Annotated in this window: 11 protein-coding genes, 1 tRNA gene and 2 pseudogenes; 11 read left to right on the forward strand and 3 right to left on the reverse strand. The window is 71.1% G+C overall.

The features are described from left to right. Positions 1–27 precede the first annotated feature (27 nt). From ABGB21_RS17755 to ABGB21_RS17765, 3 genes are all read left to right on the forward strand, one after another. Positions 28–2,223 (forward strand): MMPL family transporter, encoded by a 2,196-nt coding sequence (locus ABGB21_RS17755; protein WP_347678571.1) that lies wholly within the window; start codon positions 28–30, stop codon positions 2,221–2,223. After that, positions 2,210–3,607, forward strand: coding sequence for an FAD-dependent oxidoreductase (locus ABGB21_RS17760; RefSeq protein ID WP_347678573.1), 1,398 nt, complete (start codon positions 2,210–2,212; stop codon positions 3,605–3,607). The genes ABGB21_RS17755 and ABGB21_RS17760 overlap by 14 nt, the downstream gene beginning before the upstream one ends. Positions 3,608–3,862: 255 nt before the next feature. Continuing rightward, positions 3,863–3,936: transfer RNA gene (locus tag ABGB21_RS17765), tRNA-Ile, on the forward strand. A 281-nt stretch (positions 3,937–4,217) separates the two neighbouring features. Here the strand turns inward: ABGB21_RS17765 and ABGB21_RS17770 are convergent. After that, a complete protein-coding gene (locus tag ABGB21_RS17770; RefSeq protein ID WP_347678575.1) occupies positions 4,218–5,189 on the reverse strand; it encodes a helix-turn-helix domain-containing protein in 972 nt (323 codons plus the stop codon). 57 nt (positions 5,190–5,246) lie between these two features. Here ABGB21_RS17770 and ABGB21_RS17775 point away from each other — a divergent pair, with 57 nt between their 5' ends. Next, entirely contained in the window at positions 5,247–6,512 is a 1,266-nt protein-coding gene (locus tag ABGB21_RS17775) for an MFS transporter (protein ID WP_347678577.1), read from the forward strand. 134 nt (positions 6,513–6,646) lie between these two features. On the opposite strand, the pseudogene ABGB21_RS17780 reads toward ABGB21_RS17775, so the two are convergent. Further along, a pseudogene (locus ABGB21_RS17780) lies at positions 6,647–6,757 on the reverse strand (SDR family NAD(P)-dependent oxidoreductase); the annotation flags it as partial. Positions 6,758–7,033: 276 nt separating this feature from the next. On the opposite strand from ABGB21_RS17780, the gene ABGB21_RS17785 reads away from it, so the two are divergent. Further along, positions 7,034–10,195, forward strand: a complete 3,162-nt coding sequence (locus ABGB21_RS17785; protein ID WP_347678579.1) for a VCBS repeat-containing protein — start codon at positions 7,034–7,036, stop codon at positions 10,193–10,195. A gap of 56 nt (positions 10,196–10,251) precedes the next feature. On the opposite strand, the gene ABGB21_RS17790 is transcribed toward ABGB21_RS17785, so the two are convergent. Further along, positions 10,252–13,065 (reverse strand): BTAD domain-containing putative transcriptional regulator, encoded by a 2,814-nt coding sequence (locus ABGB21_RS17790; protein ID WP_347678581.1) that lies wholly within the window; start codon positions 13,063–13,065, stop codon positions 10,252–10,254. 448 nt (positions 13,066–13,513) lie between these two features. On the opposite strand from ABGB21_RS17790, the gene ABGB21_RS17795 reads away from it, so the two are divergent. The 6 genes and pseudogenes from ABGB21_RS17795 (at position 13,514) to ABGB21_RS17820 (ending at position 24,276) form a co-directional block, all read left to right on the forward strand. Further along, positions 13,514–14,290: an ArsR family transcriptional regulator gene (locus ABGB21_RS17795; RefSeq protein ID WP_347678583.1), complete on the forward strand. Its 777-nt coding sequence runs from the start codon at positions 13,514–13,516 to the stop codon at positions 14,288–14,290. Positions 14,291–14,302: 12 nt separating this feature from the next. Continuing rightward, positions 14,303–14,698: a VOC family protein gene (locus ABGB21_RS17800; RefSeq protein WP_347678585.1), complete on the forward strand. Its 396-nt coding sequence runs from the start codon at positions 14,303–14,305 to the stop codon at positions 14,696–14,698. A gap of 128 nt (positions 14,699–14,826) precedes the next feature. Further along, positions 14,827–15,042 (forward strand): annotated as a pseudogene (locus tag ABGB21_RS17805) (VOC family protein); the annotation flags it as partial. A gap of 611 nt (positions 15,043–15,653) precedes the next feature. Continuing rightward, entirely contained in the window at positions 15,654–18,785 is a 3,132-nt protein-coding gene (locus ABGB21_RS17810; RefSeq protein WP_347678587.1) for a family 16 glycoside hydrolase, read from the forward strand. A gap of 83 nt (positions 18,786–18,868) precedes the next feature. Continuing rightward, positions 18,869–20,137 (forward strand): multicopper oxidase domain-containing protein, encoded by a 1,269-nt coding sequence (locus ABGB21_RS17815; protein ID WP_347653960.1) that lies wholly within the window; start codon positions 18,869–18,871, stop codon positions 20,135–20,137. Positions 20,138–20,199: 62 nt separating this feature from the next. Continuing rightward, positions 20,200–24,276 (forward strand): ThuA domain-containing protein, encoded by a 4,077-nt coding sequence (locus ABGB21_RS17820; protein ID WP_347678589.1) that lies wholly within the window; start codon positions 20,200–20,202, stop codon positions 24,274–24,276. Positions 24,277–24,340 lie beyond the last annotated feature (64 nt).

Raw genomic sequence — 24,340 nt, forward strand, 5'->3', positions numbered from 1 at the left:
CGCTCGGGGAAACCGCACCCGGAACGGATGGAGAAGATGGCCGGATCCCGTAGCCGGGTCGCTCTGCTGGTCGCCGGTCTCCTGGTGCTCGGCTGGTTGGCCGTCGGCGCCTTCGCCGGGCCGTACGCGGGACGGCTCAGCGACGTCGCGGTCAACGACAACGCGGCGTTCCTGCCGGAGGACGCGGAGGCGACCCGGGCCCAGCGGCGCTCCGCCGAGTTCGCCGAGCGGGAAACCGTGCCCGCGCTGGTCGTCTACACCCGGGAGAGCGGGCTCACCGACGCCGACCGGCAGCGGGTGGCCGCGGCGACCGCCCGGTTCGCCGAGCTGCCCGGGGTGGTCCCGCCGCTGTCGCCGCCGATACCCAGCGACGACGGCAGGGCGCTGCAGGTGGTGGTGCCGGTCGACAGCGCGGACGGCAACCGCACCCCCGAACTGGTCGGCGAACTGCGCCGTACCGCCGGGGAGACCGCCACGGACGGCCTGCAGGTCGCGGTCGGCGGCCCCGCCGGCTTCCTCGGTGACCTGGTCGAGGTCTTCTCCTCGATCGACGGGCCACTGCTGCTGGTCACCCTCGGCGTGGTACTGGTCATCCTGCTCGTCGTCTACCGCAGCCCGATCCTGTGGGTCATCCCGATGCTCGCCGCCGGCCTGTCGTACACGCTCGCCGCCTTCGCCGTCCACCAGCTGGCCGCCTCCGGCGTCATCATGCTGAACGGGCAGGCCCAGGGCATCCTCACCGTGCTGGTCTTCGGTGCCGGCACCGACTACGCCCTGCTGCTGATCGCCCGGTACCGCGAGGAACTCTGCCACCACGAGGGAATCGTCCGGGCCATGCTCGCCGCCTGGCGCGGCGCCGCCCCGGCCATCGTCGCCTCCGCCGGCACCGTGATCGCCGGCCTGGTCTGCCTGCTGCTCTCCAGCCTCACCTCGAACCAGGCCCTCGGCCCGGTCTCCGCCGTCGGTATCGCGGCCACCCTGGTGGTCATGCTCACCTTCCTGCCCGCGTTGCTGATGCTGGGCGGCAGGTGGATGTTCTGGCCCCGGACCCCGAACCGGGAGCACGCCGCCACCGTCGGCCGGCTCTGGAAACCGACCGCCGACTTCGTTGCCCGTCGCGCCCGGCTCGTCTGGCTGGCCACCAGCCTGGTCCTGGTCGGGCTCGCCGTCGGAGTGACCCAGCTCGGCAGCACCCGGCTCGGTGAGACGGAACTGTTCACCAACCGGCCGGACTCGGTGGTCGCCCAGGAGGCGATCGACCGGCACTTCCCCTCCCGCGGACAGGGCACCCCGGCCGAGATCTTCACCGCCGCCGGCGCCGCCGACCAGGTGCTGGCCGCCGCCCGGGCGGTGCCCGGGGTGGCCGACGTCCGCGCCGTGCCGGCCACCCCGCCCGGCGCCCCGGCCGGCCCCGGTGGGCAGCCTGGCGGCCAGCCAGGGAGCCCCGACGGGTCCGGTGCTCCGTCCACCGCCGCCGAACCCAAGGTGGTGGACGGGCGGGTCCAGCTCCTGGCCACCCTGACCGCCGCGCCGGACAGCGAGGAGGCGGAGCGGACCGTACGCCAGCTGCGGGTCGCCGTACACGCGGTGCCCGGTGCGGACGCGTTGGTCGGCGGATTCACCGCCATCACTGTCGACACCTCGGATGCGGCGATCCGGGATCGGAACGTCATCATCCTGGTTGTCCTCGCGGTGATCGTGGTGATCCTGGCGCTGCTGCTGCGCTCCCTGCTCGCCCCGGTGCTGCTGATCCTGACCGTGGTGCTGTCGTTTCTGGCCACCCTCGGGCTCTGCGCGCTGCTGTTCCGGTACGTCTTCGGGTTCCCCGGGGTCGACGCGTCCTTCCCGCTGTTCGCCTTCGTCTTCCTGGTCGCACTCGGGATCGACTACAACATCTTCCTGATGAGTCGGGTCCGTGAGGAGGCCGTCCGACAGGGGACCCGGGCCGGGGTGCTGCGCGGACTGGTCGTCACCGGCGGCGTCATCACCTCGGCCGGGATCGTCCTCGCCGCGACCTTCTCGGCGCTCGCCGTACTCCCACTGGTGATCCTGATCGAACTGGGCGTGGTGGTCGCGCTCGGCGTACTGCTGGACACCATCGTGGTCCGCACGCTGCTGGTGCCGGCGTTGAGCCACGACCTCGGACCGGTGATCTGGTGGCCGTCCCGGCTGGCCCGGGACGCGCCCCCACCCGTTGGCGGGAGTTCCGGTGCGGACGGGTGACCCGGTGGCACCGGCGACCGGCACCGCGCCACCCGCCGAAACCGACGTCGTGATCGTCGGCGGCGGCCTGGCCGGGCTGGCCGCCGCCCGCCGGCTGCACCGGGCCGGCACCCCGTGGGTCCTGGTCGAGGCCGCCGACCGGCTCGGCGGCCGGGTCGCCACCGACCGGGTCGACGGCTACCTGCTCGACCGGGGCTTCCAGGTGGTGAACACCGCCTACCCCCGGCAGGCGGCGCTGCTCGACCCGGACGACCTGGAGCTCGGCCTCCTCACCCACGGCGTACTGGTCCGGCGGGGCGCGGGTCTGCACCGGATGGTCCACCCGCTGCGCGATCCGCTCGGCGCGGCCCGCACCGTGCTCACCGGCCTTGCCGACGCCGCACAGCTCGGCCGGATCGGACAGGCACCCGGGGCCGTCGGTGCCCTGGCCCGGACGGCGGGCGCGGAGCGGATCAGCAGCGTGGGGTACGCCTTCGACCGGCTCCGGCTGGCCGGGTACGCCGCCCGCTGCGCCACGTACCCGGTGGAGCGGCTGCTGGCGGTGCCGGAGCTGACCACCGAGCTGGAGCTGCGTCGGGTCGGGCTCTCGGACCGGGGCATGGAGGAACTGCTCCGGCCGTTCCTCTCCGGAGTCTTCGGCGAGCGGGAGCTGACCACCTCCAGCCACGTGCTGGCGATGGTCGTCCGCGCCTTCGCCCGGGGCCGGATCGGGCTGCCGGCGGCCGGGATGGCGGCGTTGCCGGCAGCGCTGGCGGCAACGCTGCCCACCCCACTGATCACCCTGGGCGTGCCGGTCACCTCGGTCCGGTCCGGGCTGGTGACCACCGCGGCCGGCCCGATCCGCTGCCGGGCCGTCCTGGTCGCCGTCGACCCGGGTACGGCCAACCGGCTGCTCCCCGGCCTGCCGCCGGTACGGATGAACGGGCTGACCACGTACTACCACTCGACCGCACAGCCGCCGCTGGACGAACCGGTCCTGCTGCTCGACGGGGACCGGGGCGGCCTGGTGGCCAACACCGTCGTGCCGAGTCTGGCCGCGCCGACGTACGCCCCGGCCGGGCGGCACCTGGTCGCCACCTCGGTCGCCGGACCGCAGGCCCCGCCGGAGCCGGTCGTCCGGGCCGAACTCGCGCGGCTGTACGGCGTACCGGTCGACGACTGGGAGCACCTGACCACGGTGGCGGTGCCGGCGGCGCTGCCCGCCGCCCCGCCGCCCCGACGGCGGCTCCGTGCGCCGGTGGTGCTGGGGGATGGCCTTTTCGTGGCCGGTGACCACCGGGCCACCCCGTCGGCGCAGGGCGCACTGGCCAGCGGCTGGCGCGCCGCCGGTGCGATCCTCCGACGGCTGCGGGGTGCCGGCTCTGTCGGAGCGGGGGACTCATAATCCCTCGGTCCCGAGTGATCCCCCGGTCCGGAGGGTGATCGGATCACGTCCCCGGCAGGGGCTGACGGGCCGATGCGGCGTCGCCCGATTGTCGGCTCCGGTTGCTATCCTCGCCGTGCCGGATCCGGCGGGATACGCCGGGCCCGGTGGCGTCACCGGACCGTCGACCGTGTCAGCTCCCGTCGGGGTGCTCGGCTGCGATGTCGGTGGTCGGTCGGCGGTACACCGGGATACGCTCCCGGGCGCTGCCAGCGCGGGGCGGTAGCTCAGTCGGTTAGAGCAGGGGACTCATAATCCCTCGGTCGCGGGTTCGAGTCCCGCCCGCCCCACCCATAACCTTTGAGCTGGGAAAACGTGAAAGTGGACGTGGCGGTACCCGAACCGCCCTGGCGAACGCGTTGTGACCGGGTGAGACCTGGGCGTCTGCATGGTGCGGCCGTCGTCGTGCGCGGACGGCCGAGTGCTCCGAGGGCCGCGGTGATCGACCGGATCGGGTACGCCCCCGGGTTGGGCCCTGCTGGTGTGAGCGGTGCCGGAGGTGGCGCGCCGGGGCGGTGTCTGGCGGTCCGCCGATGTTGGTGGACGGCCGCGCCGATGGGCTGCGAGGGCCTCACGAATGCGGAGCGGCCGAGGTAACCAACATGTCGCCGAGGTCGGAGCGGCGGTAGAGCACCGATCGGCCGTGTCGGGTGCCGACCAGCAGTCCGCCCGCACGCAATGCTCGGAGGTGCTGATTGACCGCTGTCGGGGTGACGCCGAGGCGGGCGGCCAACTCGGTGGAGGATGCGGGCGTGTCGAGATGGCTGAGCAGACCGGCCCGAGTGGTGCCCAGCAGTCCTGCGAGACCGTCCGGCGCGGGCAGGGCCTGCGGCTCCCACAGGGTCGCCGCGCCACGCGCGGAATAGAGGATCATCGGTGGCTCGTCGGCCGAGATGGGTGTCGAGGCGTTGGTGGTCCACAGGCTCGGCACCAGGGTCAGCCCGCCATTGGCCGGTCGCGCGTAGTCGAGCTTCGAGCGCAGCCGTACCTCGACCACGTTTCCGACGAGCCGCACCGTGTCCGACAATCCGCTGAGCATCGTGGCGAGACCCCGCTGGGCGATTTGTCGTCCTCGGAACGTGGCGTCGCCTTCGAGGATCGCCCGCATCCGTGGCCAGTGCGGCTCGAAGCAGAACCGCCAGTACGCGGCGAGCGCATCGATGATCCGATTGAGCACCTCCGCGGCGGAACCCTGTAGCGGTTCGGGAAGTGGCGTCGCGCCGTGCACCGCTCGCAGGTCTCGTTCGATGACCGTCGGGTCGGTACTGGCCAGTTTCGCGAGTTCGTCGTCGAAGCGGGTCAGCGGTGAGTGCGGACGCGGGTTGAGAAAGTCGGGTGTCCACAGCCGTACGTCCGTCAATGCGAGCAGCATGGCCTCGTCAAGGCTGCCGCGCACGGCTTCGAGCGTGCGTAGCCAGTGCAACTGAAGCGGATATCGTCCTGGATCGCGCCAAGCCCGGAGGGACAGCACCGCCTCGTTGAGCGGGGACACCGCGAATCGGAGATCGGCGACATCCATGCCGAGCAACTCGTACCGGACCATGAAGCAAAAGGCTACATCGTTGGCGTGGCCGGTCGGTACCCTGCGACAACTGACGGCATGCTTCTTGTGACAGACCGCCACAGGTCGGCGGCGGCCGGCTGGGTTCGGCGGTACCTGCGTCCGGACGATCCCGTCGCCCGCGCGCTGACCTGGGCCACCATGACCAGCTCGCTTTCCAAGGGAGTCTTCTTCAGCGTCAGCGTGCTGTTCTTCACCCACGTCGCCGGCTTCGCCGCGACCACGGTCGCGCTCGGGTTGACGATCGCCGGGGCGGTCGCCGTCCCCGCCGCGCTGGCTGCGGGCTACCTGGCCCGTGTCGTCGGCGCGCGCCGGGTGCTGCTCGCCACGACCGCCGGCCAGGGCCTGGCGCTGGTGGCCTACCTCCTGGCGCACACCCCGGCCGCGTTCGTTGTCGTCGCCTGCGCCGCCGTCGGACAACAGGCCATGCAGCGCACCGCCCTGACGACGATGATCGCCGAGTCGTTCACCGGCCCGGACCGCGTGGAGATGCGCGCCCGCCTGCGGGTGATCACCAACGCTTTCATCGGCGTGGGAACCGCGCTGGCAGCCGTCGCCCTCGTGCTCGACACGAAACCGGCATATCTGCTGGCGATGCTCACCACCGGAGCATTGCTGTTCGTCTCCGCATTCTTGCTGCGCCGGATGGACCGCGGCGCCGAGCTCACCGCGACCGACGGGTCTCGGACGGCCGGCGGACGCCGATCACCACTGCGCGACCGGACCTATCTGGCCATCACCGGCCTCTACGCCGTCATGAGCATGCAAGTCAGCATGCTCACGGTGGGAGTACCACTCTGGGTCGCCGGCTCGACGAAGGCGCCCCCGGCGACCATCGCGGCGATGCTGGCATTGAATACCGTCATCGTGTCCCTACTTCAGGTCTGGGCGGCACGCGGAGCGAAAGCCATCCGCTCGGCCGGCCGCGCGGTCGCCGGGGCCGGCACCTTGCTCGCGCTGGCCTGTGGCCTGTACGCCCTGTCCGCCCACGGCGCGATCGCTGTCGTCGTGGTGGTGCTGACGCTCGCGACCGTGGCACACAGCCTCGCCGAGATCCTGTCCGAGGCAGGCAGTTGGACGCTCGCCTTCGAGCTTGCCGACCCGGCCAACGTCGGCGCGTATCAGGGTGTCAGCCAGACCGGAGCGGCACTGGGCTCGATGCTCGCGCCGCTGGTCGTGACGGCGACCGCGATTCAGCACGGTTCGCCCGGTTGGATTCTTCTCGGCGTGCTGTTCCTCCTCGCGGGGGCATTGACGATGGCGCTGGTCCGACGACAGGTGGACGGGTCGCTGCTGCCTGGCTGAAAGATCGCCGCTCCGGCAGATCTGCCTGACGGGGCCGCCCGCCCCGACGGCGAGCAGTCCCGTCCGTCGAACAGTGATGCTCGCCAAGCGAGAGCGCCGTCGACTGCCGCGGCCCGCCGGCCGTCCGGCAGGGCGCGGGCCGAGCGGAAGATCTGTGCTCCGTGTTCGGCGAACGCCTCGGCCAGCAGCCGACCGGTGCCACGTGCCGCGCCGGTGATGGCGACGCGTGAACCGTCGAGATCCATGGCCGACAGTGCGGCACCTGAACCCTGGCTGAGGTCAACGCGACCGCGGATCCCATACGTACGTGTATGGCGGCCGTGTAGCCGACTCCGGCAGGGTCGCCCGACCGGATCAGGCCTCGATCGGGTCCGACGCGCCCGGTGACGGCCGGCAGCGTCGGTGGTGTCCAGGATGGGAGTTGTATGCCAGGGCTTTCCCGCCACGTCTCGCGGCGGTTCAGGGAAGGGAACGACGGTGGTCCGCCGTGGCGCGGAACGACGCTCTTCGCGCTGGTGGTCATGAGCGTGCTGTTGTCGGTGGCGGCGGTGACGGTCCGGCCCTCGGCGGCGGCCGCCGACGACTGGTACCGCGACCCCTGCTGGAACACCCGGCCGGAGCACACGGTCCTGTCGTGGGCCGAGAACGAGCTGGAGCAGGAGGCTTCGCTGCCCGTCGGGCGGTACGGCAACGCACACACCAGAGAGGTCGGCGAATACTCCCTGACCTGGTCGCAGACGAAGACCGCATCCATCACCGTCCAGGGCGGGCTGAGCCTTGACAAGATCGTCGAGCTGAGTGTGCAGGCCGGCTTCCAGACGCAGGTCAGCATGCAGATCAACTGGTCGACGAAACTCTCCGTGCCGACCGAGGCCGGCGAGTTCGTGCGGATGACCCCGTACACGGAATACGTGTTCCGGAAGGTGATCACGAGACTGGTGCCGGCCGAGGGCAGTGGCTACTGCAGCCTGTCGGCATCGGTGGCCCGGATCCCCATGTCGTTCGGTGTCTGCCGGGTACCCGTCAACTCCACGTTGGCGGTGGCGTGCGGCGACAACTTCACTCGTGCCCCGGGACGCGGGCCGGGCACCGGCGGCACCACGCCGCCCACGCCACCGGCGCCGCAGCCGGTGACGGACGTTCGCGGCCTCGCCGACGGCACCGTACTGGCGACGACCGACACCAGGCGGATCTACAAGATGGTGGGTGGCGCGCCGGTCTGGCAGGCGACCTGCGACGACCGGATCTGCGAGCCGCAGTCGCGTCCGACGACGCAGGCGGTGATCGACGCCGGTCCGGCCACCCCGCGGAACGGCTCGTCCGCCATCGACCAGCGTGGTCAGGTGTACGTGTTCGTCGGAGGCGCCCCGCTCTGGCAGGAGTCGTGCGCCGCCCCGGTCAACTGCGGCACCCCGGTCAAGGTGTCGGACTGGTCGATCGACGCCCGCGACCACATGAACCGGCGACCCGCCGACGGTAACCTCGTCCAGGCCGTGGCCGGCAGCACCGATCTTCCGGTGGCCGCGACGCTCGGTGGCGCGCTCGTTCCGTTCGCCAACGAGCAGGAGGTGATCGAGACCGGCCACGGCACCGGCTGGCGGGGCAAGGTGACGGCGATCACCGCGAACAGCTACCACACCCTGGGCTTCGAACCGGCCAACGGCACCCTGGTCCAGGGTGTTGCCGGTGGTGTCTCCACCGCTGTCGCCGCGATCGCCGGTACGGCGGTCATCCCGTTCGCTAACGAGCAGGAGGTGATCGACTCCGGACACGGCACCAACTGGGCGAGCAAGGTCCGCGCCGTCCCCGCGCGGTTCTTCCACGCGAGGCCGAGGATCCCCACCGACAACACCCTGATCCAGGGCTCAGGTGGGGGCGCGGCCACGCCGGTGGCGGCCATGGTCGGCGGGGCGCGGATCAACTTCGGCAGCCCGCAGGAACTCATCGACGCCGGATACGGGACGGACTGGCCGAGCAAGGTGCAGATCATCCCGACCCGGGTCTTCAACGAGCTGCGGGCCGACGTGCCGGCCGACGGCACCCTGATCCAGGGCATCAACGGCAGTACCCCGGTCGCCAAGATCGTTGGTGGTGCGGTGATCCCGTTCGCGAACCCGCAGGAGGTCACCGACGTCGGCTACGGCGCCGAATGGGCACTGCACGTACGGGCGGTGCCGCCGCGGGCGTACCAGGCACTGCCGACGGTTCCCGCCACGAAGACCCTCGTACAGGGGAAGTCGGGCGACACCCTGACGGCGGTCGCACAGGTCGTCGGCGGTGCCCGTGTCCCGTTCGGTAGCGGCGCGGACGCCACGGAGGTGGCCGGCCCGGACTGGGGCCAGTTGGTCAGGCGGATCCCGAGCCGGGCGTACACCGCCATGCCGCTCACCCCCGCCGACGGGACCCTCATGGTGAACGAGGACGGCGTGCTCTACCGGGCGTTGCAGGGCAACGTCGAGCGGGCGGCGAGCTGCCCCGAGTCGCCGGCGTGTTCGAGCAGCCTGCCGAAGGTGCTGGACCGGCAGCTGCACGGGATACGCGAGTACGGGCCGGCGGGGTTGGCGTGGGTCGACGTCGACGGCGACGGCAAGGACGACCACTGCCGTCGGGTTGGCACGGTCAACCAGCAGGACAGCAGGGTCTCCTGCACGTTGTCGACCGGCTCGGGCTACGGCGCGACGGTGACGTCGGGCGTCATCGACTGGGGGTACCTGGTCGGGCGGCAGTGGGCTGACATGAACGGGGACGGGAAGGCCGACTACTGCCGGATCGGCGGCGCCGACAACCGCACCAACGCGTACGCGCTGTGCACGCTCTCGACCGGCGGCGGTTTCGGCACCACCATCGCCTCCGCGAAGCTCGACGCCGGGCACTCCCCCGGGCGGTCCTGGGCGGACGTCAACGGCGACGGCAGAGCCGATTTCTGCCGGGTGCGGGGCGGTACGAACCACACCGACGCGTTCGTGTCCTGCACCCCCTCGACCGGCACCGGGTTCGGCGGCGACATCAACTCGGCCAACCTGGACTGGGGTGCCGCGGCCGGACGGGCGTTCACCGACTTCAACGGGGACGGCAAGGCGGACTTCTGCCGGGTCGTCGGTACCGCGAACCACACCGCGGCGTACGTGACCTGCACGGTCTCCACCGGAGGCAGCTTCGGGGCGTCGTTCACCTCGCAGCCGACGGACTGGGGATTCGGTTCGGACCGGGTGTGGGCCGATGTCAACGGTGACCACAAGTCCGACTACTGCCGCCGGGTGGGCTCGATCGCCGAGCCGAGGATGGCGTGCACCCTGTCCACCGGTACCGGCTTCGGCGCGACCGTCGTCTCCGGCCTGGCGGACTGGGGCCAGCCCGGCAGCCGTACCTGGTCCGACGTGAACGCCGACGGCAGGGCGGACTTCTGCCGGGTCCGGGGTACGGCCAACCACAGCGACGCGGGGTTGTCCTGCCTGCTGTCGACCGGCACCGGCTTCGGCGCCGAGGTCACCTCGGGGAACATCGACTGGGGTTTCCACACCGGCCGTGGTTGGGCGGACGTCAACGGCGATGGTCGGGCCGACTACTGCCGACGGGTCGGTGGGAGTGTCACCGACACCCGGGTTTCGTGCAGTGTCTCCACCGGTGGCGGATTCGCCGCCAGTTTCGTGTCCGGTGTGCTGGAGTGGGGCCGGCCGGACTAGGGGCTCGACGGTGTCGCGCGCCGTACCGGCACGGCGCGCGACACCCGGCACCGGCCCTACCGACACCCCGCCGGATGTTCGTCCAGCATGCGGAGTTTCGCCCGGACGGCCTCGCCGTCCGGGTGCCCGAGCTGGTCCAGGATGTCGCCGGCCTCCCGCCATGCGGCCCGGGCGGCGTCGCGGTCACCGGCGTCGCGCTGGGCGTCGCCGAGATGTGTCAGCACGTCGGCCAGGCAGTACCGGTCACCGGCCTGGCGGAACAGGGCCACCCCGCGGTGGAAGCAGGTGACCGCCTCCGCGTGGTCGCCGAGGCGGCTGTGGATGTAGCCGAGACTGTCCCAGGCGTACGCCTCACCGGCTGTGTGGCCGAGCGCCTGGAGCATGTCCAGGGCCTTCCGGCAGAGAGCCAGCGCCTCGCCGTGGGCACCGTCGAGGGCGCGGTACCAGCCGACGGCGTTGAGACTGTTGGCCTCACCGGCGCGGTGGCCGGCCCGCCGGAACAGTTCCAGAGCGGATTCGGAGTGGCGGAGCGCCTCGATGTGGTTGCCCTGCTGGCCGCGTACCCAGGCGAGGTTCCGGTGGGTGTGGGCCTGGCCGACGTGATCGTCGGCGTACCGGTACAGCTCGAGCGCCGCGTGGTAGTGCGCGGGTGCCTCGTTCAGCTGGCCCCCGCTGGCGTACGCGAGTCCGAGGCCGCGCCGGGCAGCGGCTTCCGCGACCGGGTCGGCCAACCGTCGTGCCGCCCGCAGGGCAGCACGCTGGGCCGTCACCAGGTCCTGCCAGCAACCGTGTCGGTCGAGGTAGTTCGTCAGCGTCCCGGCCAGTTTCCACGCTTGGATCTCGTGGCCGGACGCCTCCGCCAGCTCGACGGCGTGGAGCAGGTTGGCATGTTCGGCTCTGAACCACGTCAGCGCCTGATCCGAGCTGTCGAGGCGTTCCGGGGTGACTCCGGAGGCCGCTGGCATCGGGGTGGCCGTGTCCCGATGCGGGTTCAGCTGAAGCGCCGCGGCGTGTGCCGTGTGGAGGTAGTGGTCGACCAGCCTGCGTTCGGCGGCCAGCCGTAGGTGTCGGACCTGTGGGTCGTCGGCCAGCTCACGGGCGTACGCCCGCAGCAGGTCGTGACAGGTGAACCTGCCGGGCGTGTACTCGGTGAGCAGGTTCGCGCCGGTCAGCTCCAGGAGCAACCGACGGGTGGTGGTCGCGTCGAGGCCGACGAGGCTGTTCACGGCCGGTGTGCCGATGTCCGGGCCGGCGTGGACCCCGAGTAGGCGGAACAGTTCGGCCGCCGCTGGGGTCAACGCGCGGTACGACCACAGGAAAACTCGACGCAGATCGGTGGCGGCGTCTCCACCGGCGAACGACGCCAGAGCGTTGGCGGAGGAGCGCAGCTGGTCGGCCAGACTCGTCAGGGACAGCTGGGGGTGCGCGTTGGCATAGGCGCCAACGATGGCAAGCGCGAGCGGCAGCCGTGCGCATGTTTCGACGAGCGCGGCGGCGGCCTGCGGCTCCGCCGACAGCCGGTGCCCCCCGACGCGGCTACCGAACAGCCGTCCGGCCTCGCCGGCGTCAGGCAGGTCCACCGACAGGATCTGCGCCCCGTCGGTAGCCGCCAGCCCCATGAGCCGGTCGCGGCTCGTGACGACCGCCAGCGACGTGGGCGCGCCGGGCAACAGCGGGCGTACCTGCTCGGCGTCCCGGGCGTTGTCCAGCAACAGAAGCACGCGCCGGTCGGCCAGAATGCTCCGGTACAGGCCCGCCTGGCTCTCGGTCGTGCCGGGGACACGGTTCGCCGGCACGCCCAGGGCCTCGAGCAGGACCCGGATCGCTTCGGCGGACGTCAGCGGCGGCCCTGACGGGTCGAAGCCGCGAAGGTTGAGGAACAACTGCCCGTCGGGGAAATGGGCGGCCGCGTGGTGCGCCCAGTGCACCGCCAGAGTCGTCTTGCCCACTCCCGCGGTACCGGTGATCGCAAGATTCACCACCGTGGTCGGTCGGCCCCTGCCGCCGAAGGCGACGGTGTCCAGCCGACGCAGGTGCTCGGCGCGGCCGGTGAAGTGGAAGACGTCCGCGGGTAGCTGCCGGGCGGGAACCGGCGGCGTGCCGACCTCACCGGTCATGATCAGCTCCAGGCCGGGGTCGGCCGCCGCGATACGCGCATGAAGCTCGACCAACGCCAGCCCCGGCCGTACCGACAGTTCCTGGTCCAGCAACCGGGAACACCGCTGGTAGGCATCCAGGGCCTCGGCCCGGCGACCACAGCGGTACAGCGCAAGCAACAACTGTCCCCACGACCGTTCACGCAGCGGATGGCGGGCGGTCCAACTCCGCAGTTCCGGTACGAGTTCGACGTGTGCGCCGAGCCCGAGCCGGGCGTCGAAGGCATCCTCCATGGCGGCGACGCGGAGTTCCTCCATGCGGTCGGCTTCCAGTCGCACGGCTTCGGGCAGGACAAGCCCGTCCAGGACCGACCCACGCCACAGCGCCAATGCGCGCAGCAGTGCGTCGGCGGCGGCTGCGGGGTGCCCGTCGGTCTGGTGACGCCGCCCGTCGGCCGCCAGCCGCTCGAAGACGGCGGCGTCCAACTCGTCCTGTTCGACCCTCAGCAGGTAGCCACCACGGGTCGTGACGATCCGCTCCCGCCCCGACAGCGCCGTGCTGTGCAGGGTGCGCCGCAGGTCCGAAACGTACGACTGGAGGTTTGCCGCCGCGGATGCTGGCGGACGCTCCGACCAGAGCGAGTCGACGAGCGTGTCCGAGGCCACCAGCGTGTTCGGCCGGAGCAGAAGAATGGCCAGGAGCAGTCGCGGCTTCCTCCGGACCGGAGCCACCGTCCGGCCCGACTCGTCACGGACCTCCAGCGGACCGAGCACACGAAAATCCAACGGATACCCCCGCCGACCACACGTCGTGGCCAGTAGTCCCAGCGCTCAACGGCGGTATGGCGGCCCCGGTGCGCGACCCTCGCCGCTTCTACACGGACAGTCCGCAGCAGCGTAGCCGAAGCTCGAGCCGACCCATGGCGATTCAGCGACTCGCGACCATCCGGGTCGGCGTCGGCAGGTGGTGAACCTGCTCGCCACGTTGATCCTGGGCCACCGCGCTCGGTACCACGCGGCCGGCCAGCGTGGCGAGCAGCCGCCTACGTCCGGTTGACCGTTCGCGCACGCACTGCCGGCAGCCGCAGGTCGGACCGCCCGCCGGCGGGCAGGGGTAGTCCGACGTCGCTGACCTCGCCGGGCTGGTGGAGGTCCCCCTTCAGCCAGGTCAGTTAATCAAATCAGCTTGATGGATCACATCTGTTTGATGTAACTTGCAGCCGTGACGCTGTCGAGTCAGGGTGCCCCGGCGTTCGTGCGCCTGGCCGCCCATCCACTGCGCTGGCGGCTGCTGACCGAGCTCGCAACCAGCGATTACCGGGTCCGGGAGCTGGTGACGCTGGTGGGCGAGCCGCAGAACCTGGTCTCGTACCATCTGCGGCTGCTGCGCGACGGCGGGCTGGTCACGGCGGCCCGCAGCAGCTTCGACGGCCGCGACAGCTACTACCACCTGGATCTGGACCGCTGCGCGGACGCACTCGCAGACACCGGGGCTGCCCTGCACCCGGCGCTGAGCCGGGAGCACGTCGCGCCAGGTGTGTCTCCGGCTGATCTGCCGCGCTCGCCCCGTGTCGGCGTGCTGTTCCTGTGCACGGGCAACAGCGCCCGCTCGCCGATCGCCGAGGCTCTGCTCCGTCGCCGCACCGACGGTCAGGTCGAGACGATCAGTGCCGGTGGCCGGCCCAAGCCGCACCTGGACGCCAACGCCGTACGGGTGCTCCGCGAGGAGTTCGACATTGACATCAGCGGCCAGCGCCCCCGGCACTGGGACACCCTGTCCGGTCGACGCTTCGACTACGTCATCAGCCTCTGCGACAAAGCCCGCGAGGCGTTCCCCGACTTCCCTGGTCAGCCCCGGCGGGTGCACTGGAGCGTTCCCGACCCCGCCGCCACCGCCGACACCGATCAGGCCGGCTACCTCGCCTTCCGGCGTACTGCGGCTGACATCGAGACCCGCGTCAGGCACCTGCTGCCCGTCCTCAGCGCCATCCGATCCTGAAGGAGACCAGCCGTGACAGCGTCCGAACAGTACGCCAGCGTTCGATACATCGTCGACGACGTTCAGGCGGCCGTCGACTTCTACACCACCCACCTCGGCTTCGCCCTCAACACCAGTGCCGCGCCAGCCTTCGCGGACGTCGTACGCGGCCCGCTGCGGCTGCTGGTGTCCGGCCCGGCCAGTTCCGGCGCCCGCGCCACCCCCGACGACGCCACCACCGCTGGCCGCAACCGCATCCACCTCGTCGTCGACGACCTGGATGCCGAGATCGACCGACTACGCAGCGCCGGGTTGTCGTTCCGTAGCGACGTCATCGCCGGCCCCGGCGGACGCCAGATCCTGCTCACCGACCCCGCCGGCAACCTCGTCGAACTCTTCCAACCCGCCCACCGACCAGCCACCCCCTGACGGTCGCCGCCGGCTTGGCCCAGTTCATGGCGCGGCTGGGTTCGCACCCGGTCTGTCCTGGCTGGTTGGTGCGCGGCCCGTCCAGGGTCGGCGCTTCTCTTCTCGCTGCCTGCCTCCATGGTGGGCTGATGGCCTCGGTCAAGCAGTACCAAATCACCGTCGACTGTGCGGAACCTGAGCGTGTCGCTCGATTCTGGTGCGAGGCGTCGGGGTACGTCGTACCGCCGCCACCGGAGGGGTTTGCCACCTGGGGCGATGTCGATCGGACGCTGCCGGTTGAGCGGCAGGGTCCGGCGTTCGCCTGCGTTGATCCCTCGGGCGTGGGTCCGCGACTGTACTTCCAGCCAGCCATCCCGTTACGCGCCGGAACTCATCTGGCAGTCCGACATCGTCTTCTCGCGGTGGTCCCCCCTGACCGACCGGACGGGTGCGCCGGACCAGGCGGTCGAAGATCAGTACAACCGATCCTTTTGTTGCCACGAGCAAAAGTATGGCCGAGTCCGTCGAAAGATCTAGACATCTCGACGTCATGCCCGTTAGGGTCGGTCAACATCAACATTTACCTGCGAGGTAACCGGCGGCGCGGTTAGCTCACCATCTGAGGGCCACGGCCTGGCCGGGGAGCCGGCTTCCCCGCCTGGCGGCGCCCACAGACCGTCCTGGCGCGGTCCCGCACCGTGTCCGCGACGACGTCGGCTTTCGCCGTCTCGGCGACGTGACCGGCGTCCACCCCACCAGAGCCGTTCACCCCCCACCAGAACTGCCACCCCGCCAGAACCATCACACTCGCCATTTCCGTCCATACCCACCCGTCCTGACCGGACCGCAACCGTTCACCCGGGTCCACCCAGCGTCGACCGCGTCGGTGTGCGGTCTGCCGCCATGCCGTTCGCCGGTCCACCACCCCTCGGATCGGTGACGTTCCCGCGCAAGACTCGCGAAAGGTATGTGCGACATGCCAGCTTTCCCTGTGCGATGGCGCCCGCCGAGGCGCCCGCGGCTGCTCGCCCGGCTCGCCCCGGGCCGGCTCAGCCGACCGATGAGCATCCTCGCGGTCATGGCCGTCGTGCTCGCCGGCTCCGCGCTCACCGCCGTACCGGCCAGCGCCCGCCCGGCGGACACCGAACCCACCCCGGCCAGCGGCGCCGCCGGACAACTGCAGGCCCAGGTTCTCACCTGGACGGCGGGCAACAGCACCCTGGAGTACGCCTCAGCGCCCACCACCGCCGTCGCGGGGCCGACCACCATCGTCTTCGAGAACAGCGCCGCGACCGGCAACACCAGCGGCATGCTGCACACGCTCACCTTCGACACCGGCAACCCGGCGTACAACCGCGACGTGGAGCTGGACATTCTGGCCGACCCGTTCGACGCGAACAACGGCCGGCACCAGGTCGACGTGGTGCTGACCCCCGGCACCTACCGCTACTTCTGTGCGATCCCCGGACACGGGACGATGACCGGGCTGCTCGTCGTCAGCGGCGGCGGCGAGGACACCACCCCGCCGACGGTGACCGCCTCGGTCACCGGTGAGCAGGACGAGGACGGGGCGTACGTCGGCGCCGCCACGGTCACCCTGAGCGCCACCGACAGCGGCTCCGGTGTCGGCCGGGTGGAGTACGCCCTCGACGGCGGCCCGTACGGCACCTACTCGGCGCCGGTGACGGTCAGCGCCTACGGCGAGCACACCGTCACCTACCGGGCGACCGACGTGGCGGGCAACACCTCGGCGGTACAGTCGACGACCTTCGAGGTGGTACGGCCGTCGAGCCCGGACACCACCGCGCCGACGGTGACCGCCTCGGTCACCGGTGAGCAGGACGAGGACGGGGCGTACGTCGGGATGGCGACGGTGACCCTGACCGCCACCGACAGCGAGTCCGGGGTGGAGCGGGTCGAGTACTCGCTGAACGGGCAGGCGTACGCGGCGTACACCGCGCCGGTGATGGTGCACGAGCCGGGCGCGCACACGGTGACGTACCGGGCGACCGACGTGGCCGGCAACACCTCGCCGGTGCAGTCCACGGCCTTCGAGGTGGTGGAGCAGCCGGACCCGGACACCACCGCGCCGACGGTGACCGCCGCCGTCGCCGGTGAGCAGGACGACGACGGGGCGTACGTCGGGATGGCGACGGTGACCCTGACCGCCACCGACGACGGATCCGGGGTGGAGCGGGTCGAGTACTCGCTGAACGGGCAGGCGTACGCGACGTACGCCGCGCCGGTGATGGTGCACCAGCCGGGCGAGCACACCGTCAGCTACCGGGCCACCGACCGGGCCGGCAACACCTCCGCCGCGCAGTCCGTCACCTTCGAGATCGCCGGTACGACGACCCCGGACACCACCCCGCCGACAGTCTCCGGCGGGGTCACCGGCGACCGGGACGACAACGGCGACTACCTCGGTGCGGCCACGGTCACCGTCTCCGCCACCGACACCGAATCGGGGGTCGAGCGGGTCGAGTACTCGCTCGACGGGCAGCCGTACGCGGCGTACACCGCGCCGGTGACGGTCAACACCGTCGGTGAGCACGAGGTCGACTTCCGGGCCACCGACCGGGCGGGCAACACCTCCGACCCGCAGTCGGTCACGTTCCGGGTCGTCGCGGCGCCGGACCCGGACACCACCGCGCCGACCGTCACCGCCACCGTCGCCGGCAACCGGGACGGCAGCGGCGCCTACGTCGGTGCGGCCACGGTCACCGTCTCCGCCACCGACGCCGACTCCGGGGTGGAGCGGGTCGAGTACTCGCTCGACGGGCAGCCGTACGCGGCGTACACCGCGCCGGTGACGGTCAACCAGCCCGGCCAGCACACCGTCTCCTACCGGGCGACGGACGTCGCCGGTAACACCTCCACCCCCGGATCGGTCTCCTTCACCGTGGTCGCCACCCCCGATCCCGACAACACCGCCCCGACGGTGAACGCCGCGATCACCGGGCAGCAGAACGGCAACTGGGCGTACGTCGGCAGCGCCACGATCGTGCTCACCGCCGCCGACGCCGGCTCCGGCGTCCACCGGGTCGAGTACGCCCTCGACGGGCGCGGCTACGTGACCTACACCGGACCGTTGACGGTCAACACCCCCGGCGCGCACACGGTGAGCTACCGGGCCACCGACCGGGCCGGCAACACCTCGGGCACCGCGTCGACCACGTTCACGGTGGTGGAGAGCGGACCGCCGGCACCGAACTGCCGGGTCACCGACACCCGGCCGACGGTCTGGCTCGGCACCCTGAACAGCGGGGTGACCAACCGGGTGATCGAGGGCGGCTGCGCGATCAACGACCTGATCCTCGACGAGCGGACCTGGCCAACCCACGCCGAGTTCGTCGAGCACGTCACGACGGTCGCCGACCACCTGCACCAGCGGAGCCGCATCCAGCTCAGGGAGCGCAACACCCTGGTCCGGACGGCCCGGGAGTCCGGTGTCGGCCGGACCGAGGAGAAGCAGGGCTACCAGCCGCTGCTCGACCGGACGAACGCCTCGTTCAAGCTCTGGGAGCAGGTCGGCGCGGGCGGTTTCACCCGCAACGCCGACGGTTCGATCACCAGCCGGGCGGTCGACGGCCTGGGCATGCTCTGGTTCCCGGTCCGCGGCTACGGCGACTTCTCGCTCAAGCTGCAGTGGCGTGACGACGCTCCCGGTGACGGCCGGGCCAACAGCGGGGTCTTCGTCCGCTTCCCACAGCCGCACCAGCACCCGCAGGAGTCCCGCCCCGAGTGGGTGGCCATCAAGTACGGCCACGAGCTGCAGATCTTCGACCGGACCGACGGTGACGAGTACAAGAGCGGTTCGGTGTACGGCTTCGACCGGGTCGACCTGGACGGCGCCGGGGTCACCCCGAAGGGCACCTGGAACGACTACGAGATCCGGGTCGTCGGGCAGCACTACTCGGTGTTCCGCAACGGTGTATTGATCAACGACTACGTCAACGTCCCCGAGGCGGTCTTCACCCCGCCCCGGGCTGACGATCCGGGCGGTGCCGGGCGGCAGAACCCGACCGGCTACATCGGCCTGCAGAACCACGGTGCCGGCGACATCATCAGCTTCCGCAACATCCGGATCGCCCCGCTGACCCCGTGACGATACGCCGTCTTCTCCGCCACCGCCGTCTTGTCCTCCGCCACCGGTGTCAGCGGTGGTGGGCCGAGCGATTGGATACCGACGTGGACGACAGGGACCTGTTGGTCGACAGGGATGTGAACGACATCGGCGGGCCGGACCAGACCCCGGCCGCCGAGGGGCCACCGCCGCGCTGGTCGTTGCCGGCCCGGCTGTTCGACTCGGGCACCGGCCGGGCCGTACTGGTGGCCGCGGTTCTGCTGGTGACGTTGGTCGGCGCCGGCGGCGGGCTCACCCTCGCCCGCGACAGCGCCACCACCGGCGGTGAGCCGGCCGGGCAGCCGGCGATCGAGGCCGCCGCCGCCCGGTCGGCGGCCCGGCCGGAGGGCTGCGTCGCGCCGGACCGCCGGCTCGACCTGTACGCGGTGGAGCTGCCCAAGGACCCGGTGACGAACCAGGTCCGGCTCGGCTACGGCCTCACCCCGCAGACGGCCTCGTACCCGGGGCCGACGATGGAGATGATCGAGGGGGAGTGCCTGGCGATCACCCTGCACAACCAGGTGCCGACCGCCACCCTGGAGCAGTTGCGCACCGATCCCGCGCATCCGCTCGGCGTCTCGCTGCACGTGCACGGGGTGAAGTACACCCAGCAGTCCGACGGCACGGTGCACAGCGACTCGTTCGTGCCGCCGGGCGGATCCCGGACGTACTTCTGGTTCGCCAAACCGCGGACCGGAACCTCGCAGGGCACCGCCGGCTACTGGTGGTACCACGACCACGTGGTCGGCGGTCCGCACGGCACCCAGGGGCTGCGGTCCGGACTCTTCGGTGGCCTGGTGGTACGCCGCCAGGGCGACCCGAGGCCGGACCGGACGTACGTGACGGTCTTCGGCGACCGGCAGACCATCAACCTGCGGCGCAGCGCGGAGGCGGACACCTGTGACCCGGTGAACCCGGTGCCGGGGCCGACCTGCCTGGTCGCCCGGCTCGGCGAACGGGTCGAGTTCATCGTGGTCGGCATCGGCGACGACATGCACACGTTCCACGTGCACGGGCACTCCTGGGCCGACACCCGGACCGGCCTGGCCGAGGGCAGCAAGGCGCTCGTCGACTCGATTCCGATCATCGACAACAAGACGCTCGGCCCGGGCGACAGCTTCGGCGTGCAGTTCGTCGCCGGTGACTCGGTCGGGCCGGGGCACTGGATGCTGCACTGCCACATGCAGTTCCACTCCGACCTGGGCATGTCCACCACCTTCCACGTCCTGGACGAGAACGGGCAGATGCCGCCGCACACCGGCGGCCACACTCCGGCCGCCCCGGCGGCCCAGGGCGCGGCGGCACCCGCCGACGCGCACCCCAACCACCGATGACCCACGACCGTCGACCATCCCTGCCAGCGCGACTCTTCGTACCCCCGTCAGGAGGAGGAGAAATGGCTCACCGACGCCATTTCCGGCTGTCCCGACCGGTCGGGCGATCCCGTCCCGGTCCCACTGATCCACCGTCCCCCGAACCCGGCCCGGTAGCCCGGCCACCCCGGCCCGCCGTCGGACGGTTCCGTCGCGCGGTCGCCCTCGCCTCGGGCGCCGTACTCACCCTCGGCCTGCTCGGCGCACCAGCCGCCGCCGCCCCGGACCCGGGCGTCGGCGGGGTGGCACCGGCCTGGACCGGAGGGTCGGTGCGGGTGCTGGTCTTCCACGGGCCGGCCGCCTCCCAGGAGGACCCGGTCGCCAGGGCGGTCACCGCGATCCGGCAACTCGGCAACGAGCACGGCTTCGCCGTCCACGACTCCGCCGACCCGACGGTCTTCACCGTGGACAATCTGGACCGCTACCGGGGCGTGGTCTTCCTCTCCGCCAACGGGGTGACGCTCAACGACGCCCAGGAGGCCGCCTTCCAGGCGTACGTCAAGGGCGGCGGCGGTTTTGTCGGCATCCACGACGCGGCCCGGGCGCAGCCCGACTCCGAGTGGTTCACCGGCCTGATCGGCACCCGGCCGGCGGCGACCCTGCCGAACGCGGAGAAGATCGAGAGCGTCACGGCCAGCGGCAACAACCCGCCGAACGAGATCGTCGAGAACCTGATCGACGGCGCGACCGGCACCAAGTGGCTGACCCGTACCCCGACCGGCTGGGTGGTGGCCAAGCTCGCCGAACCGAAGGTGATCTCCCACTACGCGCTGACCTCGGCGAACGACTTCACCGGCCGTGACCCCCGGGACTGGACCCTGCAGGGCTCGGCCGACGGTGAGACCTGGACCGACCTGGACCGTCGGACCGGGGAGGTCTTCTCCGGCCGCTTCCAGACCCGGCAGTTCACCTTCACCAACACCCGGGAGTACGAGTACTACCGGCTGAACATCACCGCGAACAGCGGCGAGCCGCTGATCCAGCTCGCCGAACTGTGGCTGATCGGCCCGAACGCGGGACCCGCGCCGGAGAGCCAGGTGCAGGAGGCGGTGGTCGACCTGGTCGACCGGCAGCACCCGGCGAACAAGGGGCTGCCGCTGAACTGGACCCGCTCCGACCAGTGGATGAACTGGGACCCGAGCCCGGTCGGCCGGGTGCACACCGTCGCCCAGGTCAGGGAGAGCACGTACGACGCCGGACTCGGCGGCAACGGCGCCTTCCACCCGATCTCCTGGTGCCGGGACTACGACGGCGGCCGGTCGTTCTACACCGGCATGGGCCGTACCGAGGCCAGCTACACCAGCGACGCCCGGTTCCGCAGCCACCTGCTCGGCGCGATCCAGTGGACCACCGGTCTGGTGCGGGGCGACTGCCAGGCGACAATCGCCGCGAACTACCGGATCGAGCGGCTGACCGCCGCCAACCAGTCCGGCCAGCTCGACCAGATCGGCGAGCCGCACGGGCTGACCATCGCACCGGACGGCAAGGTCTTCTACATCGGCAAGGCCGCCTGCCCGTCCGGGCCGGTGGCCGACTGGGCCGACCCGAACGTCGGCCTGGGCTGCGGCACGATCCACCAGTGGGACCCGAAGAACAAGCAGGTCAAGCTGCTGACCACGTTGAAGGTGATGGGCAACCGGGGCAGCGGCAGCGAGTTGGTGAAAAACGAGGAGGGCCTGGTCGGCATCACCCTCGACCCGAAGTTCGCGGAGAACGGCTGGTTCTACGTCTACTGGATGCCGCACGAGTCGATCGACCGGGAACGGCGGGTCGGCCAGCGGACGATCTCCCGGTTCACCTACGACCACACCGCGCAGTCGGTCGACCAGGGCACCCGTAAGGACCTGCTGCACTGGGACACCCAGATCCACAGCTGCTGCCACGCCGGTGGCGGCATGACCTTCGACGAGTCCGGCAACCTCTACGTCGGCACCGGGGACAGCAACTCGTCCGGCGGATCGAACGGCTACTCCGGCAACAACTGGACCCAGGAGTACGCCGGCATCTCGTTCCAGGACGCCCGCCGTACCTCCGGCAACACGAACGACCTGAACGGCAAGATCCTCCGGATCCACCCGGAGCCGGACGGGACGTACACCATCCCGGACGACAACCTCTTCACCGGCCAGGAGGGTGGCGGCGGCAAGGCCCGCCCGGAGATCTACGTGATGGGTGTCCGCAACATCGCCCGGATCGCCTGGGACCCGGTCAACGACTGGCTCACCGCCGCCTGGGTCGGCCCGGACGCCGGTGCGCCGAACCCGGAACTGGGTCCGGCGAAGTACGAGACCGCCACGGTCATCACCTCGGCGGGCAACCACGGCTGGCCGTACTGCATGGGCAACCGGCAGCCGTACCGGGACCGCAGCAACACCGACGCCACCGTGCTGACCGGCTGGTACGACTGCGACAACCCGCGCAACGAGTCGCCGCGCAACACCGGACTGGTCAACCTTCCGCCGGTGCGGGACAACATGATCTGGTACTCGCCGCAGGGTGGCGGGCCGGTCTTCCCGAAGCGCGACGACGGCAGCGGACTGCCGACGTACCAGACCGAGGACATCACCCTGACCCAGCCGTACCTGAGCGGCGGCGGGCAGGCCATCATGGACGGCCCGACGTACCAGCGGGAGAACGTCGACGTGAACAGCGACGTCGCCTGGCCGGCGTACTGGGACAACAAGTGGTTCATCGGTGACCAGTCGAACGCCAACAACCGGGTCGCGGTCACCGTCGACCCGGAGACGGTCGCGCACGCCGGTGCACCGGCGTTCGCCGAGGACCTGCGCGCCATCATCCAGGGCGGCAACGGCGCCAACCAGCTCCAGTCCTGGATGGACGCGAAGTTCGGGCCGGACGGCGCGCTCTACCTGCTCGACTACGGCAGCGGCTTCTTCAGCCTGCACCCGAACCAGAAGCTGGTCCGGATCACGTACCAGGGCGGTCAGGCCACCCCGAACCCGAGCCTGGCCACCGCGCGGTCGAGCACGCCGAGCCAGCCCCGGACCATCGGGTTCTCCGCCGCCCGGGTGGGGGGCGTGGCCTGGGAGTGGGACTTCGGTGACGGCAGCAAGCTGTCGCACCAGGCCCACCCGACGCACACCTACAAGCGGTACGGCACCTTCCAGGCAACCCTGAAGGTGACGTACGCCGACGGTGAGGTCGTCACCGGCAAGGTCACCGTGAACGCCGGCTGTGCCGCGCCGGACGCCCGGCCGACGGTCTGGATGTTGGAGAGCGACACCGGGGTGGAGAACCGCCGGACCGGTGGCGGCTGCACGATCAACGACCTGATCGACGACGAGGGCAACTGGCCGAACCGGGCGTCGTTCCTCACCCACCTCGACGAGGTGCTCGCCGAACTGACCGCGGCGCACGTCATCGACAACAAGGAGATGCGGGCGTTGCGCCAGGCCGGCCGGCAGTCGCCGATCGGTGCCACCGCCGGATACCAGGCGATCTTCGACGGTTCGGCGAGGTCACTCGCCGGCTGGCGGCAGGCGCCGGGCGGGTCGTTCTCGCTGCTCCCGGACGGGGCGATCCGCAGCTCCGGCGGCCTCGGCATGCTGTGGTACGCGGACCGCCAGTTCGCCGACTACTCGATCAGGGTGCAGTTCCGGGACATGTCGCCGGAGGGCGTCCGGGCCAACAGCGGACTCTTCGTCCGGTTCCCGGACCCGAGGACGCCGCTGGAGCAGCGTCCGCCGGGCAGTTGCGGGACGGTCGGCTCGGCCCGTAGTTCGCAGGCGTGGGTGGCGATCTACTGCGGTCACGAGATCCAGATCTACGACGGCGAGACCGGCGAGCCGCAGAAGACCGGCTCGGTCTACAACTTCGCCCCGAACACCCTGGACAAGGCCGGGGTGACCCCGAAGGGTCAGTGGAACGACTACGAGATCCGCGTCGTCGGCCAGCACTACACGATGATCCGCAACGGTGTGGTGATCGCCGAGTTCGACAACACGCCCGGCAAGCAGTCGTCCCGGGCGGGTGACCCGCCGACCGACCTGCGGCAGTTCCTCAGCGGGTTCGTCGGGCTGCAGAACCACGGCACCAACGACCTGATCGAGTTCCGCAACGTACGGGTACGGGAACTCTGACCGGTGGTGCCGGACCCGGGCCCGCGCGCCCGGGTCCGGCACCGTGCCGGTGGCCGGCCCGGGC

Origin of the sequence: Plantactinospora sp. B24E8, assembly GCF_039871735.1 — a bacterium.
In the GTDB taxonomy this organism is placed as follows: Bacteria; Actinomycetota; Actinomycetes; order Mycobacteriales; family Micromonosporaceae; genus Plantactinospora.

Bases quoted from the DNA above. Each gene is read 5' to 3' on its own strand.
- ABGB21_RS17810 (WP_347678587.1), top strand. From the start codon at position 15,654: ATGCCAGCTTTCCCTGTGCGATGGCGCCCGCCGAGGCGCCCGCGGCTG.
- ABGB21_RS17755 (WP_347678571.1), top strand. From the start codon at position 28: ATGGAGAAGATGGCCGGATCCCGTAGCCGGGTCGCTCTGCTGGTCGCC.
- ABGB21_RS17775 (WP_347678577.1), top strand. From the start codon at position 5,247: ATGCTTCTTGTGACAGACCGCCACAGGTCGGCGGCGGCCGGCTGGGTT.
- ABGB21_RS17785 (WP_347678579.1), top strand. From the start codon at position 7,034: ATGAGCGTGCTGTTGTCGGTGGCGGCGGTGACGGTCCGGCCCTCGGCG.
- ABGB21_RS17820 (WP_347678589.1), top strand. From the start codon at position 20,200: ATGGCTCACCGACGCCATTTCCGGCTGTCCCGACCGGTCGGGCGATCC.
- ABGB21_RS17770 (WP_347678575.1), bottom strand. From the start codon at position 5,189: ATGGTCCGGTACGAGTTGCTCGGCATGGATGTCGCCGATCTCCGATTC.